Genomic DNA, 18918 nt, shown 5'->3' with positions numbered 1-18918 from the left:
GCATAATACGACATTAACAAATAGCCGAAGCAGGCGCAATTTCGCGGAGTGGCATCAGAAATTCTTGCTTTTCTTCCGGGGTGATATATCCGCCATTTTGAGCCATTTCCATGAGTTGTTCAACAAATCCCTTTAACTCTGCGATAACTTGAGTTTTATTCAGTTCAAAATGTTTATTTCTGGATTTTAGAGTAAACTGGTTTGGAGATAAATATCCAAATTCTTTGAAATTGAAGCTAATTTTATCGTTGGTTAAGGGCTGCAATTCTAGAGTAAGGCACACACTTTCAACAAATTCTATTTTGATGGGGTGGCCTTGAGATAACTCACTAATTTTTTTGGGTAGTTCATCTTCTAACATCATGCAGATATCGGGGTCTAAAAAAACTTTGACTTTTTCTTCACCGATTTCTATTGAGACTGGGCGATCGCATTCAAAGCAAAATAGTTTCAGACCTAACTCAAAATGCGAAAGTTCTCCTAATGAGTCATCTGGTGCGTCAGCATATTTTTCGCCATTAGGTTCTTCTAGGTGGATTGTAAAATTGCTATAATTATTCATCTTCATCGATCCTATCTAATGAGGACAGCGTAGCATCGTTGAGAACAGGATAAGCAGATTTGAATGTTCCATCTGGTTTCCTTTTAATAAAAGCATGGGTAACATTTTCAATTATTGTTCCATCTGGATAGTGAACTTTCCCAATAGAACGCTTAAAATTTATAATGTAACGACCGGGATATTTCGGTGTCACTTGTTCAGCTTTTACCCAGTCTTGAGCATTTAGCCACTGACCTTGAGGCTGATTTTTAGATGCTGCCCTGCCTCTAAAATTAAGGGGTTTCAGTTTTGGGCCGTGATGGCGATCGATATGGTCGTAGGCTTTGATGGATTTGGGATTATCCCACTTAGGTTCTACTCCACTGCCTGTCCAATCGCAACCACTTCCTACTTCAATCCTTTGGTCTATTATATCCTGTTCTATAACTTCTGGGGTGTCTTCAGAAGTATCTGTCCCATTATTCAAAATAAGTGGTTTACTCCTAAATGGTATTTGATTGATGATTATACCATTAACTAATTTTAGGAGGGCGATCGCGCTTTTGGACATTAAGGGCGATCGCTTCCATAAAAGAAAAACTATTATTTAATTGCAGGATATTGGAGTTTCTGTACCATCATTATCTATTAAATAACTATTATTATTGAGTACAAAAGTAAAATCTCTGTATTCACACACTTGTGGTCTGCCATCTTTATGAGAATAACGCAACCAAGCTGTAATTTTCGGTCTGGTCGGCGATAAATCGATAGGCTCCGTGCGAGTAACTTCGATAGAATCAAAAAGGCGGACAAATATTTTTTGATCGTCTGAACCTGTTGAACGGTATTTATTCCTGAAATTATCAGTTGTAAATTTTTTCCCGGCTGCCTTATTATCTTTGACTGTCAGTTCATAAAAATTCTTCAGAGTTTGCTCAGGTGTCGAACTCACCGGAGTATTTGTTGCAGGTGTCGAACTCACCGGAGTATTTGTTGAAGGTAAGACTTCAATATTAATTGTGTAGTCTGACTGATTGGGTGCAGAAACTTCAATAATATAATCTCCCTCACTTGGCAATTGACCTTTCCATTGGGTTCCGCCATTCACAGCATTACCAATTGTTTGACCGTTAGGAGAAATAATTGCCACATTAATATCTCCCTGCTTGATTTGCACAGTCATGGGCTGTCCGCTACCGCAGTTGATCGAGTAGCGCTTTGTTTGATTTGTTACTAGACTGCTACTAATTGTTTTTTGTGTACTACCTTTATCAAAGCTTACTCGTTCCTCTGAGACCGAGGGTGTAGGTGAATTAGTTTGCGATCGCACTTCTTCTTTAGGGCTTGGGTTAGGTGACGAACCTAAACTTATAGACTGAGGAGAACCCTCTTGAGCCTCATAACCCGCTGGACATTGAACAAGATTATTGCCGGGAGATTTTTGATTAACGATTGTTGATAAATCGGGGAAAGACGTAGAAGCTTGAGATTCTTCGCAAAAAAGTGTTTCAGTGCTATTTTCAACGATTGCAACAATACCAACATAACCTTTGAGACCAGATTTTTTTGGTTCAGCAACAGCTACAACTACTGAATTATTAGACTTTTGAGGAATTTGATATTTATAATTGTCTGTTTCCGATTTTATTCCCAGACCTAAATCAGGAATTTTACTTGCAAAAGAAGTTTTTTCTGCAAATACAGCTTGTTGCCCTTTGTTCATTGATGCTACATATTGTTTAGCTTCAGATTGTTTTGCTTTGTTTGCCTGATTCGTAAATGAAGGAAAAGCAATAGCAGTTAAGATTAATACAATCACTCCAGAGCCAATCAAGGCTTTAAATTTATCCGTTTTTTTTACGGTTTTTCCTTGTGGAGGCTTTACTTGTTGTGGACGCTGTACTTGTTGTGAGATTGGAACGGTAACTTGTTGTGGAGGCGTTACTTTTTGCGGTATTGAAACTGGAGCTTTGGGTTTAGTAGAGACATTGGGTTGTCGTATACCAGGAGGAGTTGCAAACATATCTTTACCATTAAGCTGGCGTTTTCGTTCGCACCAATAACATTTATGATAACTTTTAGAATAGTAATGCCCGCCCTCAACATAACATTGATTTAATTCTTTAATTGCTACATCTAATGCTATTCGCCAATCAGCAGCACTAGGTCGCGCATAAGGCTGATTATGCCCGTCATTAAAGCATTTACGAAATAACTTCTGAAGTTCAGGATGTATTATATTGATCGGCATCGACAACTTACCGGGACGCAGTTTGGAGTTTGAGCCATACATCCAGTATCCATGCTCAATTAGCTGGTCGATATTGGGTGGTTTGCCACTGCCTGACCATGTTCCAGAAAAAGGATGATAGCCAAACAGTAAATGCCAAATGATTACAGCTAATGCGAAACGATCTTGAAATTCTGACCTATCTACATTTTGTACGTTTTGACCCAACATCTCTCTAGGTGTAAATTCTTGAGATGCCACAGGACTACGATAAATTTTGCCTGTTTGTCTATCGAATATTTGGAATGAATCTGTATCTACAATAGAAACAAGCGCTTTAGAAGTAACTAACATATTCTCAGGCTTCAGGTCGCCAACTACGTACTTATTTGTGTGAATTGCTTCAACAATTGAGGCAATATTTATTGCTGTTGTATGCAGGTAAAGCCAGTTAAAGGCAGGTGCTATTGTTTTGCGAAGATTGTGATTATATACAGAGATTAGCGGTTCTCCATTATCAATGACTGGCATTAAAAAACCTAAGATTTTGCCATAACTATCTTCTAACAAACACTTTGGCCATGCGATTGAAACATGACCTTGCGAGCGGGTAGGATCGGCAGGTTTATTTTTCACCATCACTTGTAACTTGTCGATTTTCTCTTGAGTGATGGTATGGTAAACTTTTGCTACAAAGCCTGGCTTGTTTGTTGGATAAATGCTCCCTTCTCCTCCACTCTTAATATTCCCTTGATTGTCGAGTTCAATCCACTCACCAGTATTTACACATTTTAAGCGTATCATAATAGTTTAATATCTTCCATTTCTCAGAAACCAAACACAGGAAATGATGGTTAAGTTAAAAATGAAGTAAGCCAGTTGCCATAAAAAAATAGGCAGGTGTGTTTGAATTAAGCTACAAACTAAAGTCATTACTAATGCAATGACTATAACTTTAGCTATATCGAACGACCAATGGGGTAATCCATCGATAAGTCTGGCTCTTGCTTGTGTGCGTGGTCTCGATGATACTTCACATCTCTGTGTTGTAGCGACTTCTCTGTTGTCTTTGTCAAATGCTGAAGTCTCCGTCTGCGTTTCTCTTTGAATGCCAAAGTTACTGTAGACACACAACAACAAGGTTTTGTCATCATCAGTCTCTTGATTAACTTGTTCAGAATTTAAGAAATCCTCAATTTCCATCTCCTTTTGATTTACGGTATTTTGTGACAACATTATTTGTTCTTCCAAAGGTTTAAAAAAATTCTCAAAAGGTCTCCAAGCTTCGCGCTTTACCAAAGATATATTTTCAATGCCATCGGTTCCTGCACAGATAAACTGGTAACAACCTGACTTGACATCGACTTGCATCTCCCGCTCGGCATAGGAAGAAGTAACAGGGGTTGTCTCATTGGGATACCTCTTACCTTTGTCTGGTCTAAAAAGTAGTTCATAATTTTCACCTTTGGAGCGTCGTACCACAATCAGTCCATCACCAACTTGCATGGCTGCCAGCCATTTTGGGGTGGCTACAAAAATCAGTAAAGTGCAAGCTAAATCTTTTAGTGAATAACCTTTTTTTTCTGCCTCCTCTTTGAGACTCGCTTTAACTGTTTCTAAGACGGTATAAAAAATATCCCGAACTTGTTCATTACTTGGTTGATGCTGCCAGCACATTCTGCTCTTGATTTCAGATAGAGCTGTGTTTACTGCCAGAGCAGAACCAATTTCTGAGTGCCTAGCGCTGCCCATACCATCGGAGACAGCGCCAATGATAATCTGATTGTCAGAAAAAGTTTCATACTTTGCGGCATCTTGACAGGGAAGTTTTTGATCTATGTGATAGCTTCCTTGGACACTAACACCAACAACTTGCCATTCCATAATTTAGCTCCTATTTAAGCAGTTGTCTGGGCCCATTTGTCCGTAGGAGGAAGCGAGATTTGTTGACCTATTTGGCTTTCTGATACGATCACCATGCTGTCAGATAGCCACTTAAAAAATTCCTTAAAATTCAATCCTTGGAGCATGACTGGCGGTAATTCAAGCGGAGCGATTTGTCGGAGTGTATTCATGTCAGCTCCTTGAACTCCAACTGCATAGAAAAGGAAATTACCCAAGTCATACTCCTGCCTCACACGCTGTGCGGCAGTTTTCCAACATTCGCCATCAGTTGGTCCACCATCTGTGATTAAAATTATCCGTGGCTTATAACAAGGAATACCATAACTGTTATAAGTTTCTCTTCTACTGTCTAGCTGATTAAGTGCAGATTCAATCCCGTTACCCATTGAAGTAGAACCAGAAGCTTTCAGTTGCGGGGGATAAAACTGATCGACTGTGATAAAGTCTTGCACAGTGTTCACAGAACTATCAAAGGTTATGATGGTTACTTCCACACGCAACGATGCTTTTCGATCTTGCTGCACTGCTTGTTTGAAAGTAACTAATCCTGCATTTAACTGATCTATTGGCATACCTGACATAGAACCAGATGTATCTAGTAGCAGCACAACCGGACAGCGCGGCTCACCGTTTTGGGCGAATTCAATATCTAATGGCATTTGTGTCTCCTAATACTATTGACTTAAAACTCGAATCAAGACTTGATACTTGTACTTACGGCTTAATTATTTCTCTGGTTCGCATCCAGCTAGCAAGATGCTCTAGTTGAGAACGTAGAAATAGTTTGACCTTCGGCTTTTGGCTAATGTGATTAGCTATACTAGGACTAATTTTGTAGTAGATTTTAACTAGCTGCCTACCAAAAGTATTACTCAGAAGCTGTCGATCCCTAAACTGCCTGAATGTAGTTAGATCGGGATGTCTGGATGTTGAATAAGCAGCCGTAGCAATAAAGCAAGAATCACTGCTACTTTCAACTGGTTCGGATAATTCATTAATAATTTCATCGGAACTGAGTGATATTCTGGACGCTAAATACGTTGCAAAATTTCTAACATTTCGTCGATCGCGATTAGCTTCAATAGCATCATAGAGTTCTTTTATTGAATCATAAGATTCGCTGGTTCCGTCAAGTTTCCACCCCCAACCATTATCATAATGGTATTCCCGACACCACTTCCCTTGTTTATCCTCAGTGACGTAAGCTAACCCACAAGCTTTCCTTTTATCATCCAAAAATAGATGGTGATGCAACTGCTTTTTCTGAGGATCTGAATCATTGGGATATGGAAACAGCAGATCGCTTCCATCTCTGCGAGTTTTTACCTCTAAGTCCCAGATACGATGATTGTTTGGCCCATCAAAGTACCTTAAATAAGTTGGTTGTCCTTTTGTCATAGTTTTTACTCTGAATTACCAATAATTCGGATAGTTATTACGACATCCTCTGGGAAAGAGGTAGTTAAGCGAAAATTTTGCATAGCAAAGCTTTCACCATCGCACTCACAAAGAGATCAGTCCGCAGAAAGCGCATTGCAGCCTCCTACTTATATATCAGGGTGACATCCACAAAATTATGCAAAACCCAGAAAATAAATTAAAAAAATTACCAGCAGCACCCGAAACTAGAGTCAAACCCAGAAAATTACCAAAATTCAGCTCTAATCCCTGTCGTAACACTAACTACCATCAGTAATTTCTCAAAAGCCCTGTCACAAACATTTTTACGTGTAAAATGAACCATTTAAACTTGAGCTTTCAAGTATATTAAGCTAAATAAGACTGCTCGTAAACTGATATACATCAGGAATTATGTTAGACTTCCATCAGGAAGTTTACATACACCTATTTATGGCATCCACAAACGATCGCTTCGTCGAAGCAGAAAGCCGCTGGGACTTAAAAACTCTGTACGCAGACTTGGCCGCCGTTAAGGGAAAGCCTCTCACCCCCGTAGAAAAGCTGCATCTGCGGGGGTTGCTTTGTGGCAACAGTCCCGCTGAAATCGCCGAAAAGCTGCAAAAAAATCCTAAAGGTGTGGAAACTGACCTGTGTGCCACTATTTATAGATACGTTAAAGGCTTTGTGGGTAAAGGGATTGAAAAGATCGAAAATTGGAGAAATATTGCTGAATGGCTTGATGATGCTGGATATAAAACTAAGCCACCTGTTAAATTCCCTATTCAAGACGGTTTATCTGAAAATAGTAAAGTTAACATAACTAATATAATTTGTGATAATAATCAAATAACAATTGATGTTTTCCTACAAATAACTGTACCGCTACCCTCAAAAATCTTAATAGAAAATCTAGACATCAACGATAACAACGCTAACTAAAATTTTTCCACAATTCAACTGATTGGTAGGGTGAAGTGACTAAAATCAGGAAGCGCGATCGCACTTCTATTATGCTACGATTCAATGAGAGTGTACGATCGCTAGAAAGCAAAAAAACTCCCGTCCGCTAAGATGAGAACAAGCGATATCTATCTACTGAGATGGGATTGATAGTGGAGTTTCCGTGGGTAACGAAGTAACGAATCGATTGTGTTCTGGAAGTTCCCTCGCGATCGCACATGAACCCACATCATTTTCTGGGACAGATAGTACGATAAATCCCTCTCTATTATTCTCCCAGTTCAAGTTATTTTTAATCTGACCAATGCACTCACTAACATTTTGTTCGTATAGACTATCTATGCGATCGCAGTGCCATTCAAATACCACAACCCATTGAGGTTGTTCAGTCAGAATAAACTTGATAAAATCATCAAAACTTTTGCCTTCCCAATCTATCTGCTCACCATTCACCTCGGATTCTAACAAGTCCAATCCTTTCCCTTGCAACGAAAAATTCACCCATTGCAGATTTCCGTAAACGGGGGGTAAACGCTTGATTATATGGGCTGGAATTTCCCGCTCTACTAATTTTATATATTTGCCCCAAACGTAATACTTTTCACCTTGGGGATATTCTACGCCACCCCAAGTAAAAGTTTCCTGATGAGCTTCTAAATAATCAAGAGTTTGTCTTGTCGAAAGTAATATTTCAAAACAAGCATCCATAATTTCTCCTTTAGTTAATCAACATCTCTGCGATACCACCAAAATTGTTGCGCTCCACATTCCCATCTTTTCTGTTCCCAATTGTAGCGGAATTCGTGGATATGCGGGTTGAAATGGTCTGAGGGACGATTATGATCCGTCCAATCTACTCTACCCCAAGGCACATCGCAGCCATTAGCTTTTGGCCAAGTTGATAAGGGAAAGGTTGCTGACTGGCGGTAACAAATATTATCACTTCCATCTCTTTTTCCAAGTGTTGTATGGGGTTGTCCTTCTGCTTGTGGATCTGGTAAGGGGATATCCTCTCCCTGTATTGTTTGCTGTGTAAGAGAGAATTCTGGTATATAATACTCGCGATTGGTTGACAGAATATTCTCCTTTTAGCTAATCGATATCCTAACGTAAAACCAATGAAAAAACAACTGGTAATTAATTATAGCTTAAAATAACACGATCGCGGACGCAGAAACTTAACTTCATTATATTTGCCATTGTGCGATCGCTGGATAGTCTATGATAATTCTAGAGATACTATCCGACTAATTGCTGAAGGTAGTACAGAAGACGGAACCCTCATCTCTGACAGTGAAACTTGGAATCGTATTATAAATTAGTAAAATGACTGAACAAAAACTTGTCAAATTATCCGATCGCATTGACGCCGGTGTGAAAGCAGCCATCGCCGAAGCCATTGAAAAACACCGCAGACTAGGACAATCAATTAGAATCTGGCGTGACGGTAAAATCGTGACTTTAACCGCTGCTGAGATTCCACCACTCTCCAATAATGACACTATAGACAATCTAGATGTACGATAGCTTATCTACTTCTAGATCGCTCTAACCCAAAATAAAATCAACGCTGACTTCAAACTCAGGAAATGCTAGCGGCGCAACCATTTCTCCCCGCTCAAACTTTTGCATTGAAGTATAGCCATTTGCCGTCGGACAACGGTAAACTTCTAAACAATTAATCTCAAGATCCCACAACCATACTTCCTGAATACCAGAACGAGCATAGTTAGGAACTTTCACATCGCGATCGAAATCAACAGTGCTATCAGAAACCTCAACTAACAACAAAACTTCAGATGGTACTGGATGTGCAGTAGCGTAGTAGTCAGGGCGAGGTTGTAGCAATACAATATCCGGTTGAGGTTCTGTACGCTCACTTAACTGAATTGGGTTTTGAACATCCAAAATAGCACTTTCTTCTGGAAGTTGGCGAAACTGTCGGATCAGTCGCCGTACACAAGTTGCATGACGAGTACCAATTGCAGCCATTTGAACGATCTCTCCTTCGATCAATTCCACTCGATCGTCTTCACCCAAAATGCCAGCCTCGCCCATTAGGTGATATTCTTGTACTGTAAATAGCCGTCTTTGCATCTGAACAGACATAACTATTCTCCTGATTCGACAGTTGTATAAACTTTATCATTGTTGCCAGTAAGATTCAACCTACTGGTCGATCGCCCTAACTCAATCACACACAATCAACTAATTACTCGATCGCACCGTCAAGACTTGCGGCGGTGTCGCATCCGGCGGATACAAGAAATCCACCTGCACCAAACGGCGTTCCCCAGGCTTCATATTCACATTCACCAAAGGTTCCCCCTGCTGTCCCCGGCGCTGCACAATGTGAATGTAGCGCGTCAAAGTCTTCCCCGTATCGTCATTAAATATCACCCGCACCGTACCTCGGAAAAATATCCGATTTTCCGGCGGATCGTAAAACATCAATCCACCCGATTTTGTATTTGCTTTAATCGGTGTTTGCATTCTAATACTCACCGATTGAGACTCGCGAGATTTGTTGTAAAGCGGAAAAGCTAAGTTGTATTGAATCCCGTAATTTCCGTGAGCAAAATAAGCAGTATCGGGATAGCGAGCTAACATTTTAGCACTTTGAACTTGACCTGTACCAAAAGTACCCGTATCCGTAGTGCTCAGAGCATAGGAAAATGACTCGCCGCGCTTGGGAATGGTTAAATAATCGGTTCTCGAATTATCAGTAATTTTAGCTTTCCACTCCGAACCTTCAGCTACTCCCGCCACGCGGCCGTAAATTTTTTGCACCGGATTTTCGTCTCTGGGAGTTGGTGCTAAATCTCTGGGCCCGGCTAAACCTTTGGTGTTTAAAATATTTTCCCACTGTTCTAAAGTCGGAGATTGTTCGAGTCCATTTTTAGTTGGAGGAGCAAACATTGCTAAACTAGCAACATAAACCGAATTGCTGCTCGACATTCGCATCAAAGTCGATCGCCCGTTGGAAGCAGGCGTGACATTCCCCACAGGTATCGGCAAATTCATCAGCATTCGGCTCTGCATGGCCGGTATCTCGATCGCAGCGGGCAAAATGGCTTGTCTGTATCCCCGCAGCACATCGCTGGTGATGCGGCTTCCGGGCCCCGCAAACACCGTCCCAAATCGATTTTCTAAATAGGAAGGCAAATCGACAAACAACGCATCCGGCCGAGTTAAATAAGTCGCTCCTTGCAAGACTTTTAAAGTAACAGGTTCCGAGTTCGGATTGTAGACAATTATTCCTTGAAATAAGGTGCGAGTTTCGGTGCGATTTTTAGCTTTGGCGATGTGGTGGGCAAAGATGTCAAATCGGCCTTTGAAGCGAAAGTTTAAGTGTGCAGAAGGTACTTGTTTGCCTTCGGGCCCAAATGTAGAGAGCAAAATGCCTTCGGTTTGCACAACTTCCGGGCTGTTGCTGTTGAAAACCGGGATGCTGTCGAGTTTTCCCGGCAAAACGCGCACTTGCTGGGGTACTGTTACAGTGTTCAGCGGGCTGCTGCTTGGCGGCGGCTGCACATCCCGTTCGTTTTCCGGTAGGGGAACTTCTGGCTGAATAATCAGTTGTTGTTGGGTTGGAGGTGCGACAATTACTTGAGCTAAGGGTAGAATTGGTAAAAACATTGCTGTAAGCGCGTTTAACTGAACTTGTGCTGATAATTCGATCCGGCGATCGACACAAAACTTTACCACAAGTTGGTTAAGGTTTGTAGTAAGGACTTTAGTCCGTTACCCTCACCTATGGCACCATTGTCAATAAGGCTTTCAGGGGCGGGCTTTCCTGCCCACCTCACAAAAAACTCGATGTATTGTGGAACGGGAATCTTGCCCGTTTCTCAAGAATCGTGCAAGATGTCAGTTACCCCGACTTCGACCAATTCTCAATGACAATAATTTTAACCAACGACGACGGCATAGACGCTCCCGGCATTCAGGCGCTGTTGCAGGCGGTAAGCGGCAAGACAATTATGGTGGCTCCGCAGGGGCAATTGTCTGGCTGCGGGCATCAAGTGACGGCTCACAGTCCGATTCATGTCGATCGGCGATCGGAATTTGAGTATGCTGTGGGGGGAACACCGGCAGACTGCGTGCGAATCGCTCTTCATCACCTTTGTCCAAAACCGGATTTGGTGCTTTCGGGGATTAACGCCGGCGGCAATTTGGGCGTTGACGTGTATATTTCCGGTACTGTTGCTGCTGTGCGGGAAGCAGCAATGCACGGTATTCCGGGAATCGCCATTTCCCACCGGATTAAAAGGCCGCTGGAGATTGACTGGGATGTGGCGACTCGCTGGACATCGCGGGTGTTAGCAGATTTGCTGAACCGGGAACCAAAGTCTGGGTGTTTCTGGAATGTGAATTTGCCGCATTTAGCCCCGGAAAGTGCGGAACCGGAAATTGTGTTTTGCCGACCTTCGACGCAGCCGCTGCCGGTGGTTTATCGGATGGAGGGAGAATACTTTTATTATGCCGGAGAATACGGATCGCGCGATCGAGCTGCGGGGACTGATGTTGACGTGTGTTTTGAGGGTAATATTGCGGTAACAGAGATATCGCTGTGATACATTTGATGGGATTTGATGGGATTGGGCGATCGAACTATATTGTTTTGCCATCTAATTTAACAACGTCTCTTAACTTAGATGGCAGGGGAATATTCGATGTTTATAGCTAAAAATAGATTTGATTGTAACTATAGTATTTCTCAAAAAGAGGAGGTGCCGCTGGGCAAACCGCGCAAACCGGGCATACCTCACACCTAACTGAGAACCGCTATAAGTCTGCAGGAAAAAACACAACTATCTTAACAAAGATAAATGAGGTTAAAATCCTTAAGCCGAACTGATTCCGGCCTCATCCCAACTACAAATATTTACGCCGTTCTACTTGCTTTGGGTTTAGCACTGCATCTACCCTAAATAGACAATCGCGGCCGCTCGATTGCAGACAATAAACAATAGACTTATTGCAATGCAAAAAAAATCTATACTACAATTAAAGGTTTTGAATTTTAGGCCCCAGAGCTAACTCATAAAAATTGTAAAGTGCTGATCTAACCTGCCATCTACTCCACTTAAGCCCAACCTTTTATTATAGCATAAAATTATTTTGCAAGAAATCTAATGTTTGTAGTGAGATTAAATTCCTGATTGTTTGAGGGCTAAAGTCCTCACTACAAACCAATCTGATTGTGGTTGCTTGAGCGGACACGCTCTAACAGATTTGTTTTCAGACGTTCCCAAGACAGGATATTTGAAGTTGTTAAAAATTATAGTAATGACAATTGAACAGAATTAATCGCGATCGCGAGATTGGCCGCTATCTCTACTTGCGGCCCTCCGTACTACCGTACTACCAGGATTTTTTTTTGTCATCCTTGGGCTTAGCAGCACCATCAGGTTGTTTCTTAGGCTTTTTGACTTCTTTGTTGCTTTTTTTTTCTTTTGACATAATCATTCCTCAATTTAGACTCAGTATAACATAGATTGAAACATCCACCTAATTAACAGTAAATCGAGTAGGCCGCATAACGATGGGATATCGTGTACGCTCAATTATTCTTAACAAAACTTTTTCTTTGCATCGGACTTTGGTACTCAGCATTTTCTGAAAACCAAAGTCCTCACTGCCCACCTATTTTACTGGTTTATTTTGGGTCGCGAGCTTAGTCGCTGTTAGTTTGTTATAATCTCTGGTCGGCGATAAACTCGTTTTTGAACGCATAGCACCTACCGTTAGCCAGAGCGAGTTTTTATCGGTAAAATGTCGCAACTTACTATTAACCAGACAGTTTTCAGCTCGCATCTCAAACCATTTATTTATCCGAAAGCCTATAGGGTGCCTCGCCCAGCGTGGCCCTCGTACCGATCCCCTCAAACCCCTCTTCTACAGTTGACCGTCAAAAGTTGTCCGAAACGTTGCACAAAAAAACCAAGTATATTGAAAAATATAAAATTAATGTTGCGGTTTATGCAAGTGCGATCGTATCCGCTCGATTAGATATACAATCTTTATAAAGAGTGCAGATCGCTAGAGTCCTGGACAAAGAAGCGACAAGCAACCCGGTTTTTAGCCAAAATATTTCCCAAAAACCCTCTTGGAAAAGTTCAAAAACCCAATTTCTTAACTCTGGTAACTCCAGGACTATTATAGATAAATTTCAGCTATTAGGAATCTGACCGCTATGGAAGTAACCGAGCTACTCAAAGAGTACGAAAATGGAAACAGAGACTTTGCAGGCACCAACCTCAGCGGAGCCAACCTCAGCGGAGCCATCTTGGACGGAGTAAACCTGTCTGGGGCTAACCTGAGTCGGGCGCATCTGAACAAAGCAACACTCAACGGCGCAAACCTTTACAGGGCAAATCTGAGTTTTGCCAAAATGGGTCAAGCCAGACTAGCCGACGCAGAACTCACGAAAGCCAATCTCAGCGGAGCTTTCCTCGTCAAAGCAAAACTTCCCAGGGCTCAGTTGAGCGGAGCCCAACTCACAGGTAGCAACCTGCGGAGCGCCATCCTCTGGAACGCCAATTTGTGTGTGGCAGATATGCAATTCATCAACCTGCGGGGCGCCAACCTCACGGGAGCAAACCTCAACTGGGCAAACTGCGGAGGGGCAAAACTAAGCGGCGCAAAGCTTTTTGGCGCTCAACTAAGAGGCATCTATCTCAGGAAAGCTTACATCAACGGCATCGACCTGAGCAGGACGGAGCTCAATGGCGTCAATCTCAGCGAAGCCAAACTCAACGGGGTTAACTTGGAAGGCTCGAATTTGTTAGGAGCGAATCTCAGCGGTGCTCAGTTGCGGGGCGTACAGTTGAAAGGAGCAGATTTAACCAGGGCAAATCTGGTGGGAGTTTCTTTGGTGCAGGCGAACCTCGATGGGGCTAGGCTGTGTTATGCAGACTTGAGCGCAGCCGATTTGAGCGGCGCAACATTTATGGGAGCAAACTTTGAGGGTACTTTGTTAGCCGGCTCAACAATCCCCGCATCTGTCAGCGGTGATGTCTACTTAACTGTGGCGGGTTGTGTCGCAGCTTAGCAAAAGGGAGAAAATCACTCTCGCATCGGTTCACCTTTTGATGCAGACATTGTTACTCTTGTCAGAGTGCTGTACCAGTAAGAAATTTACTGATATTTTCGACAGTTTGTAGCATCAATATTGAGCTCGCCCAATTAATTTGGCGACTCGCAAAGCAGAGGTAATCGCTCCTTCGTGCAAACCATCCCCCAAATAAGCTCCCGCATGATAAGTGCTGTTCTCTCCGTTAGTCTCGATAACTTGAGCTCGGTACCGAAAAGACTCGACAGTATACAGCGGGGTGTGATGTTTCTGAATGTGAATAATCTGCTGTTTGTCGATCGACTCCTCCAGTAGAAACGCTAAACTGTACTCTCGCGGTGACGAAATGCCACAAAGCTGATTCAAGCTCGCATTGTAGCCCCATCCCTTGTCCGTCTCGAAAAAATCAAATTCTGACAACTTGCGGATACCGTAGCGATCGTACATCGAAGTATCCGAATGCAGTACAGTAGTTGCATAATTGGGTTTCCACGCCCCAAACCGCTTCGTTTCCGCCTCCGTCGCGTCAGACAACAGCCTCATCACTTGGTCTGGCGGCACCGCAAAAACCACCTTATCAAATTCCTGAATCTCCCCATTAGCCAGCACAATCTTTACCGCACCAGCACTTCTCAAAATACTTGCAATCTCCACATTAGCCAAAATCTCACCCCGAAAGCGCTCCAGAATCTTTTCAATGTAAGAATACACGCCACCTTTAATCCTTACCCAGTTAACCAAGGCATATTCCCGCAGCATCGGAATCGCCAACTCTGCCGGAAAATTGTCGAGCAATTCAAACGGTATTGAATAGCTGTACATCGTCAGCAACTTCAACCAATCGTTGCGGAGGCACGAACTTTTCAAACTCGCAGAAAGCGGTATATCGTAGAAATCTTGCTCTTTAGCAAACCGCATTTTTAAAATAAATCCAGCCGAACGAGCATAAAGAGCATCCAGCCGCAAATATTCGATCAGACGTTGAATTCCCGTGAAGTTTTTCTGAATTGCGACTTTTGATAAAAAGTGGCGGTTGTCTTTAAAAAACAGCGCAGAACCAATCTGCACGGGTTCTAATTCAACGCCTAGCTCCTGCATTAAAGCCAAGAAATTGTAGAACACATTAGGAAATTCTAGCACGCCATTTTCTAATATTTCGTTGCACTCAGATTGATTGGGCGCGACATTTTTATTCAGCGTGCGAATGTGTCCGCCTAAAATCTGTTGCTTTTCCAAAACAGTGACGCGGTGTCCCTGTTTATCGAGCCAGTAGGCTGTCGCCATACCGCTAGCTCCGCCCCCAACAATTGCAATTTTCATAGTTCGCTCCTAGAAGTCATTAGTCATTAGTCATTAGTCATCAGTCATCAGTCATTAGTCATTAGTCATTAGTCATTAGTCATTAGTCATTAGTCATTAGTCAGCAATCATTAATCAACAGTTAACAGTCAGCAGTTCACAGTCAACAGTCATTAGTCATCAGTTATTAGTGCTGTCGCCTCCGAGCTTTCCGTACAACGTCATCAGTCCGATTGAAGATGGAAGATGGAAGGAATTCTCGTTTCCAGGTAGAATCTGGGAACGCATTTCACTGTTGCTGTGCTTCGTCATTTTTAAGAGGAGGCAGAGCTTCCAGAAATTCATTCCTTGGCAGAGCCAAGGAACGAGATAACGAGAGCAGAAACGAGAGATTTTTAAGAAGAGGCAGAGCAAGAGTGAAATTCATTCCTTGGCTCTGCCAAAAAACGAGAGAAACAGGAAAATAACCAATTGCCAATTTTCCTTAGCCTAAAATCGCATCGCCGGATAAACGTTGATAAAGCAGCGCCCCCGTCCAAAATGTGGGCGCAAAGCCTGGATAGCCCGATGAGGCGTTGCAAAAATAGAAATTGTTGAGGGATGTTTCGTGATTTAGCCGATCGACTCCCATGTTTTTCGGTGTCAGGGTAGAACCATAGGAATTGCCGTTAGGACACCAGCAAAAGCGCTCGTTAGTTGTAGGACTTCCGGTAATATGAAAGACCATGTGTTTGCGGAAATCTGGAACATAGTGTTTTTCAACTACGTCTAAAATCGAGTCCAGAATCTCTTGTTTCTTTTGTCTGTAAGCTTTGCGATCTGTTTCCCACAGTTGCTTAAAATAGCTGTAATTAGCAACAGTCAAAAATTCCACAATTTGACAATCTTCTGGACAATCTTGCCGCGCTTCGGTCAGTAAAGTTGGCGTAGTAATTGCAAAACTCGGACGAGAAAAATCATTTTTTTCGTACATTTGAGCAAAAGATTCATTCAGATCCAAGTGTTCGGAATGAAACGTATTCCACTTGCCAAATCCGTAGTCTCGCAGGTCGATATCTTTGACAACGCAGTAGACCATGTAGTTAGATGCAGAATACTCATAATCGAGTTTCCGTCGCACTGTTTTCGAGAACAGTTCCTCCCCAATCATCTTGGCCGCTCTTTTCGGGTCGAGGTTGCAAATCACCGTGTCGCCGATGAATTCATGGGTTTGATGCGTGGTTAAATCCATCGCTTCAACTCCCGTTACCGTTTTGTTTGTCAGTCTAAAATTCGTAACTTCGTGGTTTAGAGAAACTTTCCCGCCGTTGGATTCAATGACTTTTACTAAAGAATTGATCACATCTTCAAAATGCTGCGTCGGGTAAAATGCACCTTCTTGATAGCCTCGAAACAAAGCAATCCAAGCATAGAAAGAAAGCTGGTTCGGAGGTAGCAAAAAGTCCGGCCATTGCAGGGCTAATAGGGTTTGGGCGGCTTGCGGGAGTTGGAATTTGTCGAACAGGTCTTGAAGCGTGCTGTTGAGGTGTTGGACGGCACAGAATACGTCGCCGAAATTTTTGATTAATTCAATTGGTTTGACGGGAGGAGCGAGTTTTCTGAGTCCCTCGCCGGTTTTTTCGACTTCGTTGACGAATTTGCGAATTCTCTCGCTTGCTTCGGGAAATAAAGCCGACAATCTGCGGATCAGTTCCTCTGATTCCGAGGGAATATCTAGTGCGTACCCCGGCATTCTCATGTGGTCGAAGCCATTCGGATCGTACCGTTCAAAGGTGACATCGCGATCGAGATTGAGTTTTTTGAGGACTCGATTCACCGTATGTCCTTCGCCGCAGTCCCAAACGTAGTGGAATTGAGCATTAAACGTGTATTTTTTGGCCATCGTAAAGGTGTGGCCAAAGCCTCCGGGGTGTTCGTGAGCTTCCAGGATGTGTACGGTTTTGCCGGAGTTTGCCATCAAGGCTCCGAAAACCAGTGCTGATAAACCACTGCCGACGATGAGGTAATCTGTTTTCATGGAAATTTCCTCGATCGATTGAAGATGGAAGAAGGAAGAAGTCATTAGTCATCAGTCATTAGTCATCAGTCATCAGTCATCAGTCATGTTTTGCTGTCGCCTCCGAGCTTTCCGTACAACGTCATCAGTCCGATTGAAGATGGAAGAAGGAAGAAGTCATTAGTCCTTAGTCATCAGTCATCAGTCATCAGTGCTGTCGCCTCTGAGCTTTCCGTACAACGTCATCAGGAAGAAGGAAGATGCGATCGACCACATGGGTTTCATTCCTAACAACATTCTCACCTACTTATATATTTAAGCTAACTCTAAATTCTGAGGAAAGCGTGAAGTCAAGCAACAAAATTGCTAATGACGCTGGTTAAAGCATTGTATTAAAGCCGTTTTGCGGTTACTGTGAAGATTAATTAAGCTTTTTCAATCTAAGTTATAGCTTGTAGGGCGAGCTTTCCATGTCGCCCCACCAGGAAAAAAGCCGGGTTTATACCTTTGTGCGTAAGTCTTAAGGTAGAGATTTATCTACCTAATTAGGATGATATTAATGAGATGTCCGATCGCTTATTTGTGCGGTACAATCACATCAAAAAAAGCGTCATCTAAATCGTAACCAAACATTTGGGACATTGCCATCAACTTCGATTTGCTAGGAATTCCCTGCTGGTTCAACCAATCAGTCAACACAAAAATTTTGCTCATCAAAAACATTTCTAAAGCTTCAGGATTGTACTGAATGCCTTGGGTGCGGTGGAACTGGTGCGGCACCAACATCGCCGCGTAGCGGGCCAATTCTCCACCTTTCCAATCTAGCAAAAATGGCAGCCAAGGGTAGCAAGCATCTAAGCGAATAAACCACAGCCGCACTTCGGGAATTTCGGAGATTTCTCGCGGATCTAATTCTTCGCGCGGATATTCTATTTCAAATTGTAGCTGTTGTTCGTTTTGGGCGATCGCCCCGGATGCCAGCCAATTTTCGATCGCACTCTGCACCGGAGACAAATCCAAACTGTTTATGCGATCGGCATCAATCGATATCATAATACTCATAAAAAGTCAAGCTTATAACATTAAGTTTTAGATTAATCCCACAGATAAATCCGAAGGCTTTGTACCCTGGATGATTTTGGTCAACTTTATAGCATTTAGTTATCATACCACCAACCACAAACATTTTACCTGACAAATGACAAATGACTGTTGACTGTTGACTGTTGACTGTTGACTGTTGACTGTTGACTGTTGACTGTTGACTGTGGATTAATGATTGCTGAATAATGACTAATGACTAATGACTACTGACTACTGACTACTGACTACTGACTACTGACTACTGACTACTGACTACTGACTACTGACTACTGGCTACTGACTACTGACTACTGACTACTGACTACTGACTACTGACTACTGACTACTGACTACTGACTACTGACTACTGACTAATTACCCATTTTTCCCAAACTTGCCATCCTGCAAAGAATTACCAATCC

Annotated in this window: 17 protein-coding genes; 4 read left to right on the top strand and 13 right to left on the bottom strand. The window is 42.5% G+C overall.

Annotated elements, in window-relative coordinates:
• Positions 1 to 13: 13 nt before the first annotated feature.
• From IQ270_RS09595 to IQ270_RS09570, 6 genes are read right to left on the bottom strand one after another with little or no spacing between them, the layout of a single operon-like run.
• Positions 14 to 562, bottom strand: a complete 549-nt coding sequence (locus IQ270_RS09595; protein WP_193972992.1) for a hypothetical protein — start codon at positions 560 to 562, stop codon at positions 14 to 16.
• Entirely contained in the window at positions 555 to 1112 is a 558-nt protein-coding gene (locus tag IQ270_RS09590; protein WP_228056215.1) for a hypothetical protein, read from the bottom strand. The genes IQ270_RS09595 and IQ270_RS09590 overlap by 8 nt, the downstream gene beginning before the upstream one ends.
• A 36-nt stretch (positions 1113 to 1148) precedes the next feature.
• A complete protein-coding gene (locus IQ270_RS09585) occupies positions 1149 to 3578 on the bottom strand; it encodes a type IV pilin-like G/H family protein (protein WP_193972990.1) in 2430 nt (809 codons plus the stop codon).
• A 6-nt stretch (positions 3579 to 3584) separates the two neighbouring features.
• Positions 3585 to 4658, bottom strand: a complete 1074-nt coding sequence (locus IQ270_RS09580) for a PP2C family serine/threonine-protein phosphatase (protein ID WP_193972989.1) — start codon at positions 4656 to 4658, stop codon at positions 3585 to 3587.
• A gap of 14 nt (positions 4659 to 4672) precedes the next feature.
• Positions 4673 to 5338, bottom strand: coding sequence for a VWA domain-containing protein (locus IQ270_RS09575; protein ID WP_193972988.1), 666 nt, complete (start codon positions 5336 to 5338; stop codon positions 4673 to 4675).
• A 55-nt stretch (positions 5339 to 5393) separates the two neighbouring features.
• On the bottom strand, positions 5394 to 6077 hold the full coding sequence (locus tag IQ270_RS09570; RefSeq protein ID WP_193972987.1) for a CFI-box-CTERM domain-containing protein: 684 nt from the start codon (positions 6075 to 6077) through the stop codon (positions 5394 to 5396).
• Positions 6078 to 6491: 414 nt separating this feature from the next.
• Here IQ270_RS09570 and IQ270_RS09565 point away from each other — a divergent pair, with 414 nt between their 5' ends.
• Entirely contained in the window at positions 6492 to 7019 is a 528-nt protein-coding gene (locus tag IQ270_RS09565; RefSeq protein ID WP_228056214.1) for a helix-turn-helix domain-containing protein, read from the top strand.
• A gap of 153 nt (positions 7020 to 7172) precedes the next feature.
• Here IQ270_RS09565 and IQ270_RS09560 read toward each other — a convergent pair whose 3' ends face one another.
• A complete protein-coding gene (locus IQ270_RS09560) occupies positions 7173 to 7748 on the bottom strand; it encodes a hypothetical protein (protein WP_193972986.1) in 576 nt (191 codons plus the stop codon).
• Between the two features lie 618 nt (positions 7749 to 8366).
• Between IQ270_RS09560 and IQ270_RS09555 the strand changes: the two genes are divergently transcribed.
• A complete protein-coding gene (locus IQ270_RS09555) occupies positions 8367 to 8567 on the top strand; it encodes a hypothetical protein (protein WP_193972985.1) in 201 nt (66 codons plus the stop codon).
• A gap of 21 nt (positions 8568 to 8588) precedes the next feature.
• Here IQ270_RS09555 and IQ270_RS09550 read toward each other — a convergent pair whose 3' ends face one another.
• Positions 8589 to 9149 (bottom strand): Uma2 family endonuclease, encoded by a 561-nt coding sequence (locus tag IQ270_RS09550; RefSeq protein ID WP_193972984.1) that lies wholly within the window; start codon positions 9147 to 9149, stop codon positions 8589 to 8591.
• A 99-nt stretch (positions 9150 to 9248) separates the two neighbouring features.
• Positions 9249 to 10721 carry a DUF3370 domain-containing protein gene (locus IQ270_RS09545; protein ID WP_193973012.1) on the bottom strand — a complete coding sequence of 491 codons (1473 nt, stop codon included), beginning with the start codon at positions 10719 to 10721 and terminating at the stop codon, positions 9249 to 9251.
• A 218-nt stretch (positions 10722 to 10939) separates the two neighbouring features.
• On the opposite strand from IQ270_RS09545, the gene surE reads away from it, so the two are divergent.
• Together surE and IQ270_RS09535 are read left to right on the top strand one after the other, a co-directional pair.
• On the top strand, positions 10940 to 11617 hold the full coding sequence (gene surE, locus IQ270_RS09540) for a 5'/3'-nucleotidase SurE (RefSeq protein ID WP_193972983.1): 678 nt from the start codon (positions 10940 to 10942) through the stop codon (positions 11615 to 11617).
• A gap of 1622 nt (positions 11618 to 13239) precedes the next feature.
• Positions 13240 to 14097 (top strand): pentapeptide repeat-containing protein, encoded by an 858-nt coding sequence (locus tag IQ270_RS09535; protein ID WP_193972982.1) that lies wholly within the window; start codon positions 13240 to 13242, stop codon positions 14095 to 14097.
• Between the two features lie 114 nt (positions 14098 to 14211).
• On the opposite strand, the gene IQ270_RS09530 is transcribed toward IQ270_RS09535, so the two are convergent.
• The 4 genes from IQ270_RS09530 to IQ270_RS09515 all read right to left on the bottom strand — a co-directional run bounded on the left by IQ270_RS09530 (position 14212) and on the right by IQ270_RS09515 (position 18475).
• Positions 14212 to 15438, bottom strand: coding sequence for an FAD-dependent oxidoreductase (locus IQ270_RS09530; protein ID WP_193972981.1), 1227 nt, complete (start codon positions 15436 to 15438; stop codon positions 14212 to 14214).
• 268 nt (positions 15439 to 15706) lie between these two features.
• Positions 15707 to 15895 carry a hypothetical protein gene (locus tag IQ270_RS09525; RefSeq protein ID WP_193972980.1) on the bottom strand — a complete coding sequence of 63 codons (189 nt, stop codon included), beginning with the start codon at positions 15893 to 15895 and terminating at the stop codon, positions 15707 to 15709.
• A gap of 6 nt (positions 15896 to 15901) precedes the next feature.
• Positions 15902 to 17479: an NAD(P)/FAD-dependent oxidoreductase gene (locus IQ270_RS09520; RefSeq protein ID WP_228056213.1), complete on the bottom strand. Its 1578-nt coding sequence runs from the start codon at positions 17477 to 17479 to the stop codon at positions 15902 to 15904.
• 510 nt (positions 17480 to 17989) lie between these two features.
• Positions 17990 to 18475, bottom strand: coding sequence for a CRR6 family NdhI maturation factor (locus IQ270_RS09515; protein WP_193972979.1), 486 nt, complete (start codon positions 18473 to 18475; stop codon positions 17990 to 17992).
• Positions 18476 to 18918: the final 443 nt, after the last annotated feature.

This window comes from Microcoleus sp. LEGE 07076 (genome assembly GCF_015207455.1).
GTDB lineage: Bacteria > Cyanobacteriota > Cyanobacteriia > Cyanobacteriales > Microcoleaceae > Microcoleus.
Note: the sequence above shows the minus strand (reverse complement) of the source record. Positions and strands in the feature narration are given on the sequence as shown.

Bases quoted from the DNA above. Each gene is read 5' to 3' on its own strand.
- IQ270_RS09595 (WP_193972992.1), bottom strand. From the start codon at position 562: ATGAATAATTATAGCAATTTTACAATCCACCTAGAAGAACCTAATGGC.
- IQ270_RS09590 (WP_228056215.1), bottom strand. From the start codon at position 1,112: ATGTCCAAAAGCGCGATCGCCCTCCTAAAATTAGTTAATGGTATAATC.
- IQ270_RS09585 (WP_193972990.1), bottom strand. From the start codon at position 3,578: ATGATACGCTTAAAATGTGTAAATACTGGTGAGTGGATTGAACTCGAC.
- IQ270_RS09580 (WP_193972989.1), bottom strand. From the start codon at position 4,658: ATGGAATGGCAAGTTGTTGGTGTTAGTGTCCAAGGAAGCTATCACATA.
- IQ270_RS09575 (WP_193972988.1), bottom strand. From the start codon at position 5,338: ATGCCATTAGATATTGAATTCGCCCAAAACGGTGAGCCGCGCTGTCCG.
- IQ270_RS09570 (WP_193972987.1), bottom strand. From the start codon at position 6,077: ATGACAAAAGGACAACCAACTTATTTAAGGTACTTTGATGGGCCAAAC.
- IQ270_RS09565 (WP_228056214.1), top strand. From the start codon at position 6,492: ATGTTAGACTTCCATCAGGAAGTTTACATACACCTATTTATGGCATCC.
- IQ270_RS09560 (WP_193972986.1), bottom strand. From the start codon at position 7,748: ATGGATGCTTGTTTTGAAATATTACTTTCGACAAGACAAACTCTTGAT.
- IQ270_RS09555 (WP_193972985.1), top strand. From the start codon at position 8,367: ATGACTGAACAAAAACTTGTCAAATTATCCGATCGCATTGACGCCGGT.
- IQ270_RS09550 (WP_193972984.1), bottom strand. From the start codon at position 9,149: ATGTCTGTTCAGATGCAAAGACGGCTATTTACAGTACAAGAATATCAC.
- surE (WP_193972983.1), top strand. From the start codon at position 10,940: ATGACAATAATTTTAACCAACGACGACGGCATAGACGCTCCCGGCATT.
- IQ270_RS09535 (WP_193972982.1), top strand. From the start codon at position 13,240: ATGGAAGTAACCGAGCTACTCAAAGAGTACGAAAATGGAAACAGAGAC.
- IQ270_RS09530 (WP_193972981.1), bottom strand. From the start codon at position 15,438: ATGAAAATTGCAATTGTTGGGGGCGGAGCTAGCGGTATGGCGACAGCC.
- IQ270_RS09520 (WP_228056213.1), bottom strand. From the start codon at position 17,479: ATGACTTCTTCCTTCTTCCATCTTCAATCGATCGAGGAAATTTCCATG.
- IQ270_RS09515 (WP_193972979.1), bottom strand. From the start codon at position 18,475: ATGAGTATTATGATATCGATTGATGCCGATCGCATAAACAGTTTGGAT.